Source organism: Desulfovibrio sp. DV, from assembly GCF_001936595.1.
Classification (GTDB): domain Bacteria; phylum Desulfobacterota; class Desulfovibrionia; order Desulfovibrionales; family Desulfovibrionaceae; genus Solidesulfovibrio.
The window spans coordinates 42,963-60,325 of the sequence record NZ_MLBG01000014.1 but is presented as its reverse complement, the minus strand read 5'-3'; the positions used below and the strand labels follow the sequence as shown (position 1 = coordinate 60,325).

General features: G+C 63.8%; 13 protein-coding genes. 11 read left to right on the top strand and 2 right to left on the bottom strand.

The features are described 5' to 3' along the window. The 3 genes from DVDV_RS05755 to DVDV_RS05740 all read left to right on the top strand — a co-directional run. A partial coding sequence (locus tag DVDV_RS05755; RefSeq protein ID WP_139311539.1) for a sigma-54-dependent Fis family transcriptional regulator occupies window positions 1–1,129 on the top strand: 1,129 nt, incomplete at its 5' end. Between the two features lie 560 nt (window positions 1,130–1,689). Further along, on the top strand, window positions 1,690–2,871 hold the full coding sequence (locus tag DVDV_RS05745; RefSeq protein ID WP_075353753.1) for an iron-containing alcohol dehydrogenase: 1,182 nt from the start codon (window positions 1,690–1,692) through the stop codon (window positions 2,869–2,871). A 394-nt stretch (window positions 2,872–3,265) separates the two neighbouring features. Continuing rightward, window positions 3,266–4,753 (top strand): outer membrane homotrimeric porin, encoded by a 1,488-nt coding sequence (locus DVDV_RS05740; RefSeq protein ID WP_075353752.1) that lies wholly within the window; start codon window positions 3,266–3,268, stop codon window positions 4,751–4,753. A 124-nt stretch (window positions 4,754–4,877) separates the two neighbouring features. Here DVDV_RS05740 and ybaK read toward each other — a convergent pair whose 3' ends face one another. Continuing rightward, window positions 4,878–5,351 carry a Cys-tRNA(Pro) deacylase gene (gene ybaK, locus DVDV_RS05735; protein ID WP_075353759.1) on the bottom strand — a complete coding sequence of 158 codons (474 nt, stop codon included), beginning with the start codon at window positions 5,349–5,351 and terminating at the stop codon, window positions 4,878–4,880. A gap of 385 nt (window positions 5,352–5,736) precedes the next feature. On the opposite strand from ybaK, the gene DVDV_RS05730 reads away from it, so the two are divergent. The 6 genes from DVDV_RS05730 to larB all read left to right on the top strand — a co-directional run bounded on the left by DVDV_RS05730 (window position 5,737) and on the right by larB (window position 12,407). Further along, window positions 5,737–6,588, top strand: a complete 852-nt coding sequence (locus DVDV_RS05730; RefSeq protein WP_075353751.1) for a hypothetical protein — start codon at window positions 5,737–5,739, stop codon at window positions 6,586–6,588. 153 nt (window positions 6,589–6,741) lie between these two features. Continuing rightward, a complete protein-coding gene (locus tag DVDV_RS05725; RefSeq protein WP_083634658.1) occupies window positions 6,742–7,731 on the top strand; it encodes an AraC family transcriptional regulator in 990 nt (329 codons plus the stop codon). Between the two features lie 350 nt (window positions 7,732–8,081). Further along, on the top strand, window positions 8,082–9,287 hold the full coding sequence (locus DVDV_RS05720; protein ID WP_075353749.1) for an aldo/keto reductase: 1,206 nt from the start codon (window positions 8,082–8,084) through the stop codon (window positions 9,285–9,287). 76 nt (window positions 9,288–9,363) lie between these two features. Next, window positions 9,364–10,728 (top strand): nickel pincer cofactor biosynthesis protein LarC, encoded by a 1,365-nt coding sequence (gene larC, locus DVDV_RS05715; RefSeq protein WP_075353748.1) that lies wholly within the window; start codon window positions 9,364–9,366, stop codon window positions 10,726–10,728. Then, entirely contained in the window at window positions 10,713–11,522 is an 810-nt protein-coding gene (gene larE / locus DVDV_RS05710) for an ATP-dependent sacrificial sulfur transferase LarE (RefSeq protein WP_075353747.1), read from the top strand. The genes larC and larE overlap by 16 nt, the downstream gene beginning before the upstream one ends. Window positions 11,523–11,651: 129 nt before the next feature. Then, window positions 11,652–12,407: a nickel pincer cofactor biosynthesis protein LarB gene (gene larB, locus DVDV_RS05705; RefSeq protein ID WP_075353746.1), complete on the top strand. Its 756-nt coding sequence runs from the start codon at window positions 11,652–11,654 to the stop codon at window positions 12,405–12,407. A 273-nt stretch (window positions 12,408–12,680) separates the two neighbouring features. Here larB and DVDV_RS05700 read toward each other — a convergent pair whose 3' ends face one another. Beyond that, the gene (locus DVDV_RS05700) at window positions 12,681–12,989 is read right to left on the bottom strand and encodes a Dabb family protein (RefSeq protein ID WP_075353745.1); all 309 of its coding nucleotides are present in this window, start codon (window positions 12,987–12,989) and stop codon (window positions 12,681–12,683) included. 319 nt (window positions 12,990–13,308) lie between these two features. Between DVDV_RS05700 and DVDV_RS05695 the strand changes: the two genes are divergently transcribed. Both DVDV_RS05695 and mdoH read left to right on the top strand, forming a co-directional pair. Then, the gene (locus DVDV_RS05695) at window positions 13,309–14,898 is read left to right on the top strand and encodes a glucan biosynthesis protein (protein WP_254845270.1); all 1,590 of its coding nucleotides are present in this window, start codon (window positions 13,309–13,311) and stop codon (window positions 14,896–14,898) included. Beyond that, the gene (gene mdoH, locus DVDV_RS05690; RefSeq protein WP_175577067.1) at window positions 14,895–17,363 is read left to right on the top strand and encodes a glucans biosynthesis glucosyltransferase MdoH; all 2,469 of its coding nucleotides are present in this window, start codon (window positions 14,895–14,897) and stop codon (window positions 17,361–17,363) included. Before DVDV_RS05695 ends, mdoH begins: the two co-directional genes overlap by 4 nt.

Here is a 17,363-nt window from a genome sequence, read left to right as displayed (position 1 = left end):
GGAGACCTTCCACGACCGGGAGGTCGCCTTCAGCCTGGACCAGGGGGAACTGTCCTGTTCCCTGTCCTGCGCCCCCTTTGCCGATGGCGGGGTCATCCTTACCCTGCGCGAGACGCGGCGGATGCGCAAATACGCCGCCCGGGTAGCCGGGGCCAAGGCGGTCTACACCTTTGAAAACATCATGGGCGAGTCCAGGCCGCTGCGGGAAGCCATCCGTCTGGCACGGGTGGCCTCCCAGGGCGACGCCACCACCCTGCTCCTCGGGGAATCCGGCACAGGCAAGGAACTCTTTGCCCAGGCCATCCACAACGCCGGCAACCGCCGCAAAGGTCCCTTCGTGGTGGTCAACTGCGGGGCGCTGCCACGCAATCTCGTGCAAAGCGAGTTGTTTGGCTATGTGGCCGGGGCCTTTTCCGGGGCGCTCAAGGAAGGCAGCCCGGGGAAATTCGAGCTGGCCGACGGCGGATCGATCTTTCTCGACGAGATCGGCGAAATGCCGCTGGAGGCCCAGGTGAGCCTGCTGCGCCTGCTCCAGGAAAGCGAGGTCACCCGCCTTGGCGGCAAGGAAGCCAAGCACATCGACGTGCGCATCATCGCCGCCACCAACAAGGACCTGCCAACCGCGGTTCGCAACAACGCCTTTCGCAGCGACCTCTATTATCGCCTAAACGTGCTGACCATCCAGATTCCGCCCCTGCGCCAACGCGACGACGACGTGCAGCTCCTAACCCGCCTGTTCATGGACAAGTTTCGAAAATCGCTGGGCAAACCCGAACTCGAGATGTCCCGCGAGGCCCTGGCAGCCCTGGCCGCCCACCACTGGCCGGGCAACGTGCGGGAACTGGAAAACTGCATCGAACGGCTGGTCAACGTGGCCTGCGACGGCCGCATCGACATCACCGACCTGCCCCAGGACGTCATGGCCGACATGATCCGGGGCCGGCAGCAAAAGCCCGGCGAGGCGGCCATGTCCCTCAAGCGCATCCAGAAGGCGCTCATCCTCGGAACCCTGCGCGAGACCGGCGGCAATTTCCGGCGCACCTCAAGCCTGCTCAACATCTCGCGCACCACGCTCTACGCCAAGCTCAAACAATACGGCATCACGGCCGACACCTTCCGGGCCGGGTAAGCGGCGCACCACGCACCCCAACCGGCTCAGCCCCCGGTGCCGCGACCGCGACGGCGTACATCCCCGGGTGCGGGCAGCACGCCTGCCGCCAACATCCCACGCCACAACGCCGGCAATGGCCAGCGGCTCTCTCCTTCCCCAGTGTCCACCTTTGCCTGGAAACCGGACATGTCAGCCTGACATGTCCAGAGAGTGAACACTCCCGCTGCACCGGCCGCATCCATCTCTACAGACAACAATCCGTAATTATTGATGATCTCCAATAAATCGCCCACCCTCCCGGAGATGGTCCACCTTTTGCTTTGGGAAACGTGATCCTGATGCTCCGGCAGGGCTGGAAACGTATGGAAAAGCGATGCTATGGGGAAAATCCGGCTGTTGACAGCCGCCAGCATCCCGCAAAACAGCAGGCGGCAACAAGACGTATTCCAGACTGATCCAAGCAACAATACCGGGAACGGCTGCGGCCCATACGTCGCCATAGCAGGGTACGCAGCCTAACCGGCCAACTGCGCCAAGCAACGAGACGCGGACAACCTCTAACATTCTCGGAGGACGCCATGGCAGTTCAGGAACAGGTGTACGGCTTTTTCATCCCCAGCGTGACGCTTATCGGTATCGGCGCTTCCAAGCTGATTCCGGAGAAGATTAAGGCCCTGGGCGGCAGCAAACCCCTGCTGGTCACGGATAAAGGCGTGGTCGCCGCCGGCATCGTCAAACAGGTGACCGATCTGCTCGACGCCGCTGCCATGCCCTACGTGATCTATGACGAGACCGTACCCAATCCCACGGACACCAATGTCGATGCCGGCGTTGTCATTTTCAAGAAAAATGGCTGCGACAGCCTCATCACCCTCGGCGGCGGCTCCTCCCACGACTGCGGCAAAGGCATCGCCCTGCTGATTGCCAACGGCGGCAAAATTCACGACTACGAGGGTGTCGACAAGTCCACCAAGCCGCTCATGCCCTATCTGGCCGTCAACACCACTGCCGGCACGGCCTCGGAGATGACCCGGTTCGCAGTCATCACCGACACCTCCCGCCATGTCAAAATGGCCATTGCCGACTGGCGCATCACCCCGGGCATCGCCATCGACGACCCGGTCCTCATGGTCGGCATGCCCCCGGCCCTGACCGCCGCCACCGGCATGGACGCCCTGACCCATTCCGTGGAAGCCTTCGTCTCCACCATCGCCAACCCCATGACCGACGCCTGCGCCGTTGAATCCATCAAGCTGGTGTTCAAATACCTGCGCAAGGCCGTGGCCAACGGCCAGGACCTGGAGGCTCGCGAAGGCATGTGCTTCGCCCAGTACCTGGGCGGCATGGCCTTTAACAATGCGAGCCTCGGCTACGTGCATTCCATGGCCCACCAGCTCGGCGGATTTTACAATCTTCCTCACGGCGAATGCAACGCCCTGCTGCTGCCCTACGTTGAGAAGTTCAACCTCATCGCCAAGGTGGAGAAGTTTGCGGCCATGGCCGAAATCATGGGCGAAAATACCGCCGGACTGTCCCCGCGCGATGCCGCCGAATTGGCCCTGAAGGCCATTCGCCAGCTCTCCGCCGACGTCGGCATCCCGGCCAATCTGGTCGAACTGGGCAAGCGCTACGGCAAGGAGGTCAAGGCGGCAGACATCCCGACCATGACCGCCAACGCCCAGAAGGACATCTGCCGCTTCACCAACCCGCGTTGCGCCACGGACAAGGATGTGGCCGACATCTACACCGCAGCCCTGTAGCCCGTCCGGGCGAACCCCTCTCCCGGGAGAGATCCCTCTCCCGGGAGAATTCCGGCCGGCACCCTGTTTTGCCGGCCAGACGCGATACCAAAGAAGAGCTCGTCGCCACGCATTGCTCGCGAACTGCCATGGTGCCAACCGAAGCACATCTCGTTGCTGCTTCCCGACGGGCTCTTCTTTGATGGCGCGAAAGTCTGCTCCGCCTGCAGCGGGTGCCGACCATGCGCTTTGCCGCGCCAAGACCGGTCCAGTCTTCCTGGCATGCCAGCCCCATACGCTACGCCTGTGACGAGGAGTCCGAACCCTGCCGCCCTGTGCAGCCGGGCTGTGCGCCAGCCATGCGCCAAAGCCCGGAGTCCGGACGAAACCGCAACACCTTTGGAAGGAGGAGGACATGAAACGACCGGTGTTTGGTTGGCTGGCCCTTGCCCTTGGCCTTGTCGTCACGGCGGACGCCCTGGCCGCCGCGGAAGTGCGTATGACCGGCGATGCCCGGGTGTACGCCGACTATTTCGCCAACCGCAATTTCACGGGATGGAACGCGCCGTACTGGACCAGCGAGGCCCCGAGCTGGCAACAGGCCGGTTCGGAGACCGAGGACCGTTTCGAAATCTGGGAGCGGTTCCGCTTGCGCTCGGATTTCATCAGCAGCGAGGCGCTCAAATTCCGCCTGGGGGTCAAGGTGGAGGACACCTGGGGCCATGGGACCCTGACCGCTGCCAACCCCACGGTCTCCGTGGAAGTCTACCAAGCCTATCTGCAGTTCCTGTGGCCCGAAACCAAAATCCGGATAACTGCCGGCCTGCAACCGACGTCTCTCCCCCAAAGTCCCTTTTTCAATGGCAGCCCGATCATTGACGCCGACGCCGCCAGCCTCGTCGTCGCCGTGCCGGTCATCGACGACACCCTGACCCTCATTACGGCCTACACCCGCACCATTGCCAGCGCCCGGACCTTCGAGCCTGACCTGCGCCAGATCTATCGCAACCAGGAAGGCTATTTCCTGGGAGCGGCCGTGACCCTGCCGGGCATGACGGCCACGCCCTTCGTCGATTACTCCATCGGCGGCAAAGGGGCCTATTACATAACCGACGGAGGCTGGGCCGAGGGACTCATTTCCGCCGGTCTGCTCACCCGGCAGCCGCAAGGCTGGAAGGACAATTTCATCGGTGTGCTCTGGGCCGGACTGCCCGTATCGGTGACGGTCCTGGACCCGTTCCGGATGTATGCCGACCTGCTGTGGGGCCATGTGGGGCTCAATGAATATCAGAAAAACCAGCGCCAGGGCTGGTTCATGGACCTGGGCCTGGAATATGCCGGCTTTGACACCGTCACGCCGCAGGTCTTTGGCTGGTGGTCCACTGGCGAAGACGCCTCCACGGCCAATGGTTCGGAGCGTCTGCCCTGCTACTATCCCGGCCATGCCGAGTCAAAGAGCAGTACCCAGGCCTGGAACGCCGGCAACAGCTTCCTGTTCGACGGTGGCCAGGAACTGGGCAAAAGTTCCAATATGCACGTCAACCCGGCCGGCGGCTGGGGGATTGGGGCCTCGCTGGCCAAGGTCAAGTTCATCGAGCGCCTGGAACAGCGCCTGACCGCCGCCTATGTGCGCGGCAACAATGCGCCCCGGGCCATCCGGGACGCCAATGCGGCCCTGGGCAGCAATCCCCTGTTTGTCATGGGCCGGGATCTGACGGTCAACGAATGGCTTGTCGGTGTCAACTGGGACACGACCTACGCGCTCTACGACAATCTGGCCCTCATCCTGGAAACGGGATGGGCGCATCCCGGCGGTTTTCAGACAAGCGTCTGGGGCCACCGCTTGGCCAGCGAGGCCCGGGACGCCTGGAAGGCCGCCTTCGGTTTTAAATACACCTTCTAGCGCGACGGCAGGCAGAGGCGCCGCAGCCAAATCCGGCTGCGGCGCCTCTGCCTGCCCCCTTAAGTACCATGCGCATCCGGGAACAGGCTCTGACCCCCGGCACCTGGCTAGCCGCAAAATGGACTCAGGCGACAAGGGGCGCGACCATGGCGCCCAACACCCGCACGGCATCCGCCGGAGCCAGACGCACCATCACCCCGCGCTGGCCGCCGTTGATGATGACCGAAGCTTCGGACATGGCCGCCGCCTCGATGGCGACCGCCACTTTCTTGCGCGAGCCAAAGGGACTGATGCCGCCGACATGGTAGCCGGTGACCTTCTCGGCCTCGGCCGGGGGCATCATGGCCGCCGCTTTGCCGCCAAAGGCCGCAGCCACCCGTTTCATGGAGAGTTCGCCGTCGGACGGAACCACGGCGCAAGCCGGTTTGCCGTCCACCAGCACCATGAGCGTCTTGAGCACCCGGGACGGTGCTTCGCCGATGGCCGCCGCCGCCTGCAAACCGATCCGCTCCGCCCCGGATTCGTAGTCGTATTGTATGGTTTCAAAGGCGATCCCGGCCTTGGCCAGAAACTGCGTCGCCCGAGTCGTTTTGGACATGTGGTTCACCTCAAAAGCGTGGTACCCGGCGGGCATAGCCAATTGCCGCACCCCGGGCAAGCACCGGCCAGCACCGTCGCCGGGGAAGTGTGAGAGAAAGGAGGCGAAGAGGCCTCCGGCGGCCAAAGGGCTGAGCCCTTTGGAATCCCACCTGGGGTGAGTCTGATTTGACCGGGTATGCTGCCAAGTCGACGGGCGGAAGTTGAGCAGGAAAAGACGGAAAAAGGTCGGGGCCATGACCGTTGCTGTTTGAGTCTGACAGGAACCACCTTGCTGCGGCCGCCGGTCCCGCTTCTTGACCCGCTGTCTGCGCCCAGGCAGGATTGCAACCGTGTTACGGTCCACCGGCAGCAGACCGGCCAACGTCCCGTGCGCGAGGTTGCCCATGCCCCACCCCCTGTTCAGCCGGTATATTGGCATTGATTATTCCGGAGCCGCCACGCCCGAAAGCCGTCTGCGGGGGATTCGGGCATATGTGGCCAATGAAGCGTCCCCACCGCAGGAAATCCGGCCCGAGCCGGCTCTACCGCAATGCCACTGGTCCAGGCGCACCTTGGCCCAATGGCTCCTCGACCGCCTGAAGGAAAGCACCCCGACCCTGGTTGGCATCGACCACGGTTTTTCCTTCCCCCTCTGTTACTTTGATCAATACCACCTGCCCCCTGACTGGTCGCAGTTCCTAAACGATTTCCAACGCCACTGGCCGACCGACCAGCCGGGGATCAATGTCCAGAGTTTACGCCCGGGAGGTGCCGACAACGACGAGGCCCGCCAGGGCAATGCCACTTGGCGGCGTTGTGCCGAGATACGCACGCGCGAGGCCAAGGTCCGGGGAGGCGGCGAACAGCTCGGCATACCCGTCGAGAGACGCACGCCCAGAGCCAAGTCGGTCTTTCACTTCGGCGTGCCCGGTTCGGTTGCCCACTCGACCCATGCCGGCCTGCCCTGGCTGCGCACGCTCCGGACCAAGGCCGGCGAACGGGTCCATTGGTGGCCCTTTGACGGCTGGGACATTCCGGCGGGGAAGACGGTGGTGGCCGAAGTCTATCCGTCGCTCTGGAGCGGCCTCTGGCCTCGGGAGGACCGGACCCAGGACCAGCATGACGCTTATTGCACTGCGGCCTGGCTGCAGCAGGCCGACCAGGACGGCACTCTGGCAAGCTTCTTCCAGCCAAACCGTACGGACACAGAGCGGGCCATCGCCGCGTTCGAGGGCTGGATTCTCGGCGTGTCCTGATGGTTGCCAGCGGGTGGCCCTACGGTTCTGGCTGACACTGGCGTTTTGTGAGAGAATCAGGCAAAAATCAGAGAGGATTGTATCTCCTGCCAGAGGCCGCATCGCGCTATCAACCGAGGCCAAGAGAAAACTCCCAAGACAGGAATGCTATTCATGCACCCCGACAAGTCTTCAGACGACCTGACATCCGCTGACCTACAGAGCGCAAGCGAGGCGCTGGCCGAGAGGATTGGCCGATGGGCCGGCAAAAACAACAGTCTGGTCACGGCCATCCCCGGCCTGACGCTCAACGCCTGGGACGCGCCGACTGACCTTACGCACTATGTCCACGAGCCAAGCCTGTGCCTCATTGCCCAGGGAGCCAAGCGCGTGGTCCTGGGAAAAGAGACCTACACCTATGATGCTGCCCATTTCCTTATCAGTTCCGTTGAGCTGCCGGTCGTGGCCCAAATCAGCGAGGCCAGCCGGGAAAGACCCTACCTGGGACTGGGCCTCAAGCTTGACCGGCCGACCATCGCCCGGATGATGGCCGACAGCAATGTGCCGCTCCCCCAGGCGCAGCAATCGGGCCGCGCCCTGGCCACGGGCGAAGTCACGGCGCCACTTATAAACGCCTTCCACCGCCTGATCGATTTGCTCGACACGCCGCAAGACATTGCCATCCTCGCGCCGCTGATTCAACGCGAGATACTCTACCGCCTTCTGGTTGGGGACCAGGGGGCGCGGCTGCGGCAGATCGCCTCGTCCGGCACCCAGAGCAACCAGATTGCCCAGGCCATCGACTGGCTGCGGGACAACTATACCCAGCCGCTGCGCATTGACGATCTGGCAACCTATGCCAAAATGAGCACTTCGTCTTTCCATCGCCACTTCCGGGCCGTGACGACCAAGAGCCCCTTGCAGTTTCAAAAGCTCTTGCGGCTGCATGAAGCCCGACGCATGATGCTGACCGACAACCTTGATGCAGCCACAGCCGCCTTTCAGGTCGGCTATGAGAGCCATTCCCAATTCAACCGTGAATACAGCCGCCTCTTTGGCGCACCGCCCTTGCGGGATATTAAAAAAATACGGCAGTTTTCCATGGAACCACAACAAGGCCGTGCTGCCCCGGCCCCGGTGGCGAACCACGCGGCCAAAATGTAAAGACCACCCCCCATACCTGGACAGCTTTTGTTTGAAGCCTCCCATCCCCGGCCCTCGTCTGCCTTCCGGTTCCTGCCGCAGCGGTCCGACTGTCTGGCCTGGGCCGTTTGTTGCCCGGGCGGGCGGCTCCCGTTCCAGGCCCAGTGGCTGCCCAAGCCGCCAGTCTGTCCGGGCAGGCAGGCGGCGGCAAAAGCGAACGCTTCTCATTCACGCCAGGATCGGGCAATATTTTTGCAGGAATGGACGTTCCTCCCCCCACTGTCTTGACGTATTGAGCACATGGTCCTGCGGCCAGACCAGCCGCGGGCGGACCGGCTGCACGCCATTTCGTTACGACAAGGAGACCCTGCATGCTGTACAGAAAAATGCCGAAAACCGGTGACGAACTCTCCATACTTGGCTTCGGCTGTATGCGCCTGCCCATGGCGGAAGGAACAATCGACGAGCCGCGAGCCATTGCCCAGATCCGCAGCGCCATTGACGCCGGCGTCAACTACATGGACACGGCCTGGCCCTACGTCAACGGGCAAAGCGAACCACTGCTCGGCCGGGCCTTGAAAGACGGCTACCGGGAACGGGTCAAGGTCGCCACCAAACTCCCCACCTGGCTCCAACACAGCCGCGCGGATATGGACCGCTACCTCGATGCCCAACTCCAACGCCTGGGTACCGACCACATCGACTACTATCTGGTCCATTCCCTTGACGGACCGTCGTGGGACCGGGTCGCGGCCCTTGGCATTGGGGATTTTCTCGATCAGGCAAAAGCCGATGGCCGCATCGTCAACGCCGGCTTCTCCTTCCACGGCTTGGCCGAGGATTTCACCCGCATTGTCGACGCCTATCCCTGGGATTTTTGCCAGATCCAGTACAATTACCTGGACCAGCAGTTCCAGGCCGGCACCAATGGCCTCAACTACGCCGCATCCAAGGGCCTGGGGGTGATCGTCATGGAACCGCTTCGCGGCGGCAACCTGGGCCTTCCCACCGCGCCCCCGGCTGTGGCCGATATCTGGAATGCGGCCACGATCAAACGCACGCCCGTGGAATGGGCCTTGCGCTGGATCTGGAACCACCCGGAAGTCACGGTCGTCCTGTCGGGCATGAACGAGGAAGCCCACATCGAGCAGAATCTGGCCATTGCCGCCGAGGCCGCAGCCAACTCCCTGAGCGATGCGGAATTGGAGCTGGTGGACCGGGCCGGGCGCACCTACAAGGAATTGATGCAGGTCGGTTGCACGGGCTGCGGCTATTGCATGCCCTGCCCCATGGGCGTCCAGATTCCCAAGTGCTTTGACTTCTACAATAAAATGCACATGTTCGGAAACATCGCGGAAGCAAAATTCATGTATGCCGCCTTTGGGAGCGGCATAACGGGCAATGACGAGCCAGGATTCGCCTCACAGTGCGTGGCCTGTGGCGAGTGTCTGGAAAAGTGCCCGCAGCACATTCCCATTCCGGATATACTGACAAAAGTCGCCGCCGAGATGGAGGGTCCGGGCTTCCAGGAACAAGTGGACGGAATCAGAGAGCACTTCAAGAAAGGCCTCTCCTAAGAACGTTTCGGCCCCTTGCGGCGTGCCGGCCGGCACGCCGCAAGGGCTACAACCAAGCGCCTATGCGCATGAAGCGATGAACATACTCTATTACGACTGTTTCGCCGGCATAAGCGGCGACATGCATCTGGCCGCCATGATCGCGCTTGGGGTCGATCCCGGATATCTGCGGGCTGAATTGTCCAAACTCGGTCTGGACCATGAATTCGAGTTGCAGGTGGCCACCGATTCCCGCCACGGCATCCACGGCACCCGGGTGGACGTGATCCTCAAGGAACAGCATGGCCACCACGCCCAGGCCGGGGGCCACGGGCATGAAGCAGCGCCGCACGACCACAGCCATGGACACGATCACGGGCACGGCCATGAGCACGGCCACGGCCATACCCACGCCAGCGACAGCCACGGGCACGGCCACCACGACGCCCAGTCGGGCGGAAACGGCCATGGACCGCATCGAAACCTCGCCGCCATCGAGGCGATCATCCGGGGGAGCAGCTTGTCCGAGGCGGTCAAGCAGACCAGCCTGGACATCTTCCGGCGGGTGGCCGAGGCTGAAGCCCGGGTCCACGGCAAGACCATAGACGAGGTCCATTTCCATGAAGTCGGGGCCACCGACTCCATCGTGGACATCGTGGGCGCGGCCATCTGCTTTCATCGGCTGGGCGTGGACGCGGTGTGGGCCTCTCCGGTGGAACTCGGCGGCGGCTTTGTCCGCTGCGCCCATGGCCTCATCCCGGTTCCTGCTCCGGCCACGGTGGAAATCCTGCACGGCATCCCGACCACGCGCGGCGCAGTGGCCCAGGAAACCACCACGCCGACCGGCGCGGCCATCCTGGCGGCGCTGGTCGACACCTTCACTGACACGCCGGCCCTGGTGACGGAAAAAACCGGCTACGGCATCGGCCACCGGGAAACAGCCATCCCCAACGTGCTGCGGGTCCATCTGGCCCGCCCGGCCTCGCCCCGGACCGCTGGTTCGGTTTTGCCGGCCCGCCTGCTCCAGTGCAACATCGACGACATGACCGCCGAAATGCTCGGCGTCGCCATGGATGTCCTCATGGAGAACGGGGCCATGGACGTGCATTTCACCCCGATCCTGATGAAAAAAAACCGCCCGGCCACCTGCCTGTCGCTCCTGTGTTCCGTGGCCGACGAGGAACGCTTCAAGGAACTGCTTTTCCGCCACACCACCACCCTTGGCATTAAAAGCTTCCCGCTTGACAAGACAGTGCTGGCTGTCGCCTTTGAGCGCCTGGACACCCCGCTTGGAACCGTGACCATGAAAAACGCCCTGAAAGACGGGAAGGTGCTGCGCTCCAAGCCGGAACTGGAAGATTGCCGGGAGCTGGCCCGACGCCACGATATCCCCCTGACCGAAGTCTACGCCTCCATCGCCAGGAGCGGGAAAGAGCGGAGCCCACAATGTCCCAAGTCCTGACCGCTGACCAAAAATACCGCAACCTGCTTACTGCCCTGGGCTCCCTGGGCCACGCCGTGGTCGCGTTTTCCGGCGGGCTGGACAGCACCTTCCTGCTCCACAGCGCCCGGCAGGCCCTGGGAAACAAGGTCCTGGCCGTCACCGTGGTCGCACCCTATACGCCCCGGGCCGACGTGCAAGACGCCAAGGCCACGGCCCAGGCCCTGCAGGTCCGCCACCTGCTGCTGGACGCCCCGTTCCCCGAGACGATCCGGGACAATCCGCCGGACCGCTGCTACCGCTGCAAGCACCACCTCTTTACGCGCCTCGTGGCGACGGCCCAGGCCGAGGACATTGCCCGTGTCCTGGACGGGACCAACCTTGACGACCTGGATGACTACCGTCCGGGCCTCAAAGCCCTGGGCGAACTTGGCGTCATAAGCCCTCTGCTGGCCGAGGGCCTGACCAAACAGGACATCCGGGACCTTTCCAGGAGGCACGGCCTTGTCTGGGACAAACCGGCCGGGGCCTGTCTGCTTTCGCGCATCCCCTACGGCACACGCATCGAAGACGCCGAACTGCGGCGCATCGACCAGGCCGAAGACTTTCTGCGTGAACTCGGGTTTGCGGCCGTGCGGCTTCGAAGCCACGGCGATGTGGCCCGCATCGAAGTTCCCCGCGACCGGGTGGCCGACGTGATTGAAGCCGACCGGCAGCATGGCATTTACGCCCGGCTCACAGCGCTTGGCTACCGCCACGTGGCCGTGGATCTGGCCGGCTACCGCATGGGCAGCTTAAACGATCACGCTTCCTAGTGTCTGCGTCTACGCAGTCCGTGGACGCAGACAAGCAAGACAATCGCTTGAAATACAAAATTATTTCTTAAAAAATACCGCCGTATTTTTTAAGGGACACGCCGCCTCGGCGCGGATAAAGAGAAGAGCATGGACACGCAAGAGACCTTGAAGCAGTTGCTGACCGCCATCCGGGACGGCAGCCTGGACGTGGACCAGGGCATGGAGCGGTTGCGCGACTTTCCCAGCCTGGACCTGGGCCACAGCATCATCGACCTGCATCGCTCGCTTCGAAACGGCTTCCCCGAGGTGATCTACGGCGAGGGCAAGACGCCGCAGCAGGTGGGCGAAATATTCCTGCACATGCGTGAGCACGCAAACGTCCTGGCCACCCGCGTTTCGCCGGAAATGGCCGGGCATGTGCAGTCGGTCTGCCCCGAGGCCGACTATGACGCCCTTGGCCGCACCCTGACCCTTGTCCAGGGCGAGATCACGTATCGGGAGGGGGAGATCGCCATTGTCACCGCCGGGACCTCCGACCTGCCCGTAGCCGAGGAGGCGCGAGTGACCTGCCGGATGCTCGGCAGCCGGGCCTTTGTCGTGTCCGACGTGGGCGTGGCCGGCATCCACCGGCTCCTGGACCGGCTCGATGCCATTCGCCGGGCCCGGGTGATCATCGTGGTGGCCGGCATGGAAGGGGCGCTGGCCAGCGTCATCGGCGGGCTGGTGTCCCAGCCCATTGTGGCTGTGCCCACCTCGATTGGCTACGGCGCCTCCCTGGGCGGGCTCTCGGCCCTGCTCGGGATGCTCACTTCCTGCGCCAGCGGGGTGACGGTGGTCAATATCGACAACGGTTTTGGTGCGGCCTGCGCCGCCTGCAAGATCAACAATCTCTTCCCGGCCTGACGGCCGGGCGGCCCCTGGCTCCCGGGGCGTTGCAAACGTGCCCCATCCCGCCTTCCAGCCGCCCATTTGGTCTGTGCCGGATGTTTGCGGCCGGGACTCGCGGACTGCCCGCAAGTCGCGCCAGCGACATAACAAAAGGGCCAGGGGTCACGCCGGACCCTGGCCCCTCTCTGTCTGGCCGGCCGCCTTGCCCCGACCGGAGCGCGGCGACACGCCGGGCGGTCCCGGCCCGTCCTTGCGCCACGCGCCTCTCGCGGGACGGTCCGGCCGGACCTAGGACTCGAAATCCACGACCCGGCGTTCGGCCACCACCTTCTTGACGAATTCGACCACTTCCATGTGCAAAGGGTGGGTGGCGTAGGCGTTGAGGTCTTCCTTGGTCTTAAACGTGGTATAGAGCACGAGGTCCGTGGCCGGCACGGAAGCGAAAATATCCTGGCCTTCGGCCACCCGCATGTCCAAAACGAGCGGCAGTTTGGCCGGCAGCGCCAGGAGCCGGGCCTTCATTTCCGCCGCATTGTCGGCCTTGTCCCGGCCCTCGGCCGTGTCTTTGAGGGTCCACATAACGATATGCGTGATCATGAGCCTCTCCTTGATCCTTTTGGCCGACCCTATCGCGAACCTGTCCGGGATGCCAGGGCTGTCTCACCGGGCCGGGCCAGACCCCTCAAAAACGCCGTAGCCCCTCGTTGCCGCAAGGCCGGAGTACCGGTTTATGGGCTCAGACAAACTTTCGTTGTCATGCTCGCGCAGACGCCCTATTGATCAGGTTGTCTGGCCGGCCCGGAAAGTGGGCCGCCAGGCTGCCGTGTATTGCCCAAAGAGCGCCATGGGAAAGCAGATCCCGGACGCGCGCCATGAAGAAAGGACACAAACAGTCATGAAGAGCGGAGCAGACCCAGTGAAACGTATTTTTCCTATTAATTTCTACAAGAGTGTCGGGGCGTTGGTTGCCGCAACCCTCTTGATGTCGACCCTTTTCCCGGCTGCGGCCGCCCTGGCTGCGGGAAAACCCTTCACCTTTGAAAATGTCGAGCAGGCGGCCAAGGAACTGGCCACGACTCCCTTCAAGCCTGCGCCCGCCATACCGGAAGCGCTGCACAAGCTTGATTACGACACTTGGCGGAAAATCCGCTTCAGGCCGGACAACGCCTTTTTCGGGAAGGGGAAGTCCCCGTATGAGCTGCAATTTTTCCATCCGGGTTTTTTGTACGACCGCACGGTCAAACTGCATGTCATTGACGGCGACAAGGTCGAACCCCTGGCCGTGACCAAGGCCATGTTCGACTACAGCCAGGTCAAGGATCTGGCCGATCAACTGCCCACGGAAATCGGGGCTGCCGGCTTTCGCATCCATAGTGCCATCAATACGGCCAGCTACCTCGATGAATTCACCGTGTTCCTGGGAGCGTCCTATTTTCGGGCCGTGGCCAAGGGACAGGCCTACGGCCTGTCGGCCCGGGGACTGGCCATCAATACCGCCGAGCCAGAAGGTGAAGAATTTCCCTGGTTTCGCGAATTCTGGATTGTCAAGCCGGCTGCCGGCAAAGCCGCCAAGGGCCTGACCATCTACGCCCTCCTGGACAGCGACAGCCTGACCGGGGCCTACGCCTTCACGATTGTCCCGGGCCGGGAAACCGTCATGGACGTCACCTCCCGCATCTACCCGCGAACCCCGATCAAAAAGCTCGGCATTGCGCCGCTGACCAGCATGTTCCTGTACGGCGAGAACTCCCTGCCGGGAAGCCGCATGGACTGGCGTCCCGAGGTCCACGACTCCGACGGCCTGCTGGTCCATTTCGCCAATGGCGAATGGCTGTGGCGACCGGCCCAGAATCCGGCCACGCTTTTGGTCAACAGCTTCGAGGCGGACAATCTCAAGGGGTTTGGCCTGCTGCAGCGCGACACGGAGTTTGCCGACTACCAGGACACCGAAGCGCGCTATGAAAACCGCCCAAGCCTTTGGATCGAGCCCCGCGGCGACTGGGGGCCGGGCCGGGTGGAGATGGTGCTGATCCCGTCCGAGCAGGAAATCCATGACAATGTCGTGGCCTATTTCAGCCCCAAGGTGGCGGTCGCGCCCGGAACGGCGCTTCGTTTTGATTACCGGATGCGCTGGCTGAAAACGCCGGCCGACCTGCCGCCCGGAGTGCGGACCGCAGCCACCCGCTCGTCGCAGCCGGACAAGAACAGCCGGTTTTTCGTCGTGGATTTCATGGGCGACAAGCTGCCCGCCCTCAAGCCTGACGCCAAGGCCGAAGCGGTCGTCAGCGTCGGTCCTGGAGCCACCCTGCTGTCGCAACAGTGCTTTCGAAATCCTGTGACCGGCGGCTACCGCCTGACTTTTGCCATTGGTTTCGAGGGCGGCTCCACCCTGCAGGGCATCCTGCCGGAAAAACGCGGCCCCATCGAGTTGCGGGCGTTTTTGAAATTTGACGACAAAAGCGTCAGCGAGACCTGGAGCTACGCTGTAACCCCGGGGAAATCATGAGCCGGGCTGCGGATTCCCAGTCCAAGCCCGACCGGGAAAAACCCTGGCTCGATGGGCTTGGCGCGCGGCTTATGGCCTATTTGCGCCGGTTGCCCCTGCCGGAGGCGACGCGGCTCAAGACGGCCCTCGACACCATCGGCCGGCTCCCACCGGGGGAAAACGATACTGCCCTGGCCACCCGGCAGGCCATGGCCGATCTGATGGCGCGCCTGGATACCCCGCGCCCCGATCCCGGCCTGCGCCCCACCCCGCCCCTGTTGCGCACGCCCATGGCCCCGGAATCCATGGGCCTTCGGGTCTGGCGCAAGGCTGTGGCCAAGGCCGTGGGAACGCCACCGCCTGAAGAGGGACAGCCTCCCAAACCCTCCACGGCTCCAAAGGAGAACAGGGCGCAGACCTGGAGCACGGTGGCCGGCCGTCGCCGTCTGGTCCTGGCCTTGCTCATCTTTGTGCCGACAGCCTTTGCCGTCCTGCGCATGGCCTCGGTTCTGCCCCACGAAGGCGGCACGGCCCTGGAGAAAGTCCTGCTGGTGGTTTTCGCCATGCTCTTTGCCTGGATCTCCGTCGGCTTCTGGACGGCCATGGTCGGTTTTTTCACCCTGCTCCTGCGCTTTGACCGTTTTGCCATCACCCGGCCCCAGCCGTCGGATGCCCCGGTCCGGCCGGATGCGCGCACGGCCATTGTCTTCCCGGTCTACGGTGAGGATATGGACCGGGTCACGGCCGGCATGGAAGCCGTCTACCGGTCGCTTGCGCGCGACGCCGACATCGGCCAATACGACTTCTTCATCTTAAGCGACACCCGGGACCCGGAAGCCTGGGCCGAAGAAGAGGCGGCCTGGGCCGGCCTGCGCGAGCGGCTGGACGGGCAGGACCGCATCTTCTACCGCCGCCGCCGGGTCAACACCAAGATGAAAAGCGGCAATATCGCGGACTTTTGCCGCCGCTTCGGGGCCAACTACGTCTATATGCTGGTCATGGACGCCGACAGCGTCATGAGCGGCGAAACCATCGCCCGCATGGTGGCCGTCATGGAAGCCCGGCGGGAGGTGGGCATCCTGCAGTCGGTCCCGGCCATTGTCGGACGCGAGACCTTTCTGGCCAGACTGCAGCAGTTCGCCAGCCACCTCTACGGCCCCATGTTCTCTGCCGGCCTCAGCTTCTGGCTTCTGGGCGACGCCCAGTTCTGGGGGCACAATGCGCTGATCCGCATCCGGCCCTTCATGCGCCACTGCGCCCTGCCCCGGCTGTCCGGCAAGCCGCCCCTGGGCGGCGAGATTTCCAGCCACGATTTCGTCGAGACCGCGCTCATGCGCCGGGCCGGCTGGAGTGTCTGGCTGGCCTATGACCTGCCCGGGAGCTACGAGGAAGCACCGCCCAACCTGCTGGCCGAACTGGCCCGGGACCGGCGCTGGTGCAAGGGCAACATGCAGCACTTGCGGCTGGTCTTCACCCGCGGCTTCATTCCGGTCCACCGGGCCCTTTTTTTAAACGGCGTCATGGCCTACGGCTCGGCCCTGCTCTGGTTCCTGTTTCTGGCCGTGTCCACGGCCGAGGCCATCATCGAGTCCCTGACCCCGCCCACCTATTTTCCACCGACGCGCACGCTTTTTCCCGAGTGGCCGATCTGGGAGCCATGGTGGGCCTTAAGCCTGTTGGCCACCACCGGCGTGCTGCTCTTTCTGCCCAAGGTGTTTGCCGCCTTCCTGGTCCTGGTCAAAGGCCGCGGCCGGCTTTTCGGCGGATTCTGGAGACTTGCTTCCAGTATGGTCATCGAGGTGGTCGTCTCGTCGCTTTTGGCTCCGGTGCGGATGCTCTTTCACAGCAAATTCGTCAGCATCACCCTGCTTGGCCGGGAGACCGGCTGGGGGCGCCAAGTGCGCGACGACCGCTCCACGGCCTGGTCCGACGCGGTGCGCTTCCACCTTGGCGGCACGCTGCTGGCCGCCCTGTGGGCCGGCACGCTCTATCTGTACAACCGGGAGTTCTTCTGGTGGGTGTGCCCGATTTTCGGGCCGTTGCTCCTGGCCATTCCCCTGTCCGTGGTGACCAGCCTGCCCGGCCTTGGGCGGTGGCTCAAAACCCTCGGGCTGCTGCTTATCCCTGAAGAAGTGGAGACGCCGCGCGAACTCTCGGAGATGGCGGCCCTCCATGAACGAAACGCCCTGGCTTCCCGGCCGCTGGGCATCCCCCGGGAGCACGGCGTGGCCCTGGCCGTGGTCGATCCGGCGGCCTGCAGCCGCCGGCTTGGCCTGCTTGGCCGGCCCTCGCGGGCCTCCAGGGGAGACGCGGCCGTTCGTCAGGAACTTGTGGACAAGGCCGTGCGCCTTGGGCCGCAGGGGCTGACGCGGGCGGAAAAATCAGCCCTGCTCGAGGACCCGGCCGCCCTGGTCGCGGCCCACCGCTCGGTCTGGCTGCTGCCCGAGGAGGCCCTGCGGGATCAGTGGTTTACGTCCTGGCGCTGA

What these genes read in the sequence shown, in the direction of transcription:
- DVDV_RS05745 (WP_075353753.1), top strand. Translation starts at nt 1,690, where the DNA reads ATGGCAGTTCAGGAACAGGTGTACGGCTTTTTCATCCCCAGCGTGACG.
- DVDV_RS05720 (WP_075353749.1), top strand. Translation starts at nt 8,082, where the DNA reads ATGCTGTACAGAAAAATGCCGAAAACCGGTGACGAACTCTCCATACTT.
- DVDV_RS05730 (WP_075353751.1), top strand. Translation starts at nt 5,737, where the DNA reads ATGCCCCACCCCCTGTTCAGCCGGTATATTGGCATTGATTATTCCGGA.
- larB (WP_075353746.1), top strand. Translation starts at nt 11,652, where the DNA reads ATGGACACGCAAGAGACCTTGAAGCAGTTGCTGACCGCCATCCGGGAC.
- DVDV_RS05725 (WP_083634658.1), top strand. Translation starts at nt 6,742, where the DNA reads ATGCACCCCGACAAGTCTTCAGACGACCTGACATCCGCTGACCTACAG.
- larE (WP_075353747.1), top strand. Translation starts at nt 10,713, where the DNA reads ATGTCCCAAGTCCTGACCGCTGACCAAAAATACCGCAACCTGCTTACT.
- DVDV_RS05700 (WP_075353745.1), bottom strand. Translation starts at nt 12,989, where the DNA reads ATGATCACGCATATCGTTATGTGGACCCTCAAAGACACGGCCGAGGGC.
- DVDV_RS05740 (WP_075353752.1), top strand. Translation starts at nt 3,266, where the DNA reads ATGAAACGACCGGTGTTTGGTTGGCTGGCCCTTGCCCTTGGCCTTGTC.
- mdoH (WP_175577067.1), top strand. Translation starts at nt 14,895, where the DNA reads ATGAGCCGGGCTGCGGATTCCCAGTCCAAGCCCGACCGGGAAAAACCC.
- larC (WP_075353748.1), top strand. Translation starts at nt 9,364, where the DNA reads ATGAACATACTCTATTACGACTGTTTCGCCGGCATAAGCGGCGACATG.
- ybaK (WP_075353759.1), bottom strand. Translation starts at nt 5,351, where the DNA reads ATGTCCAAAACGACTCGGGCGACGCAGTTTCTGGCCAAGGCCGGGATC.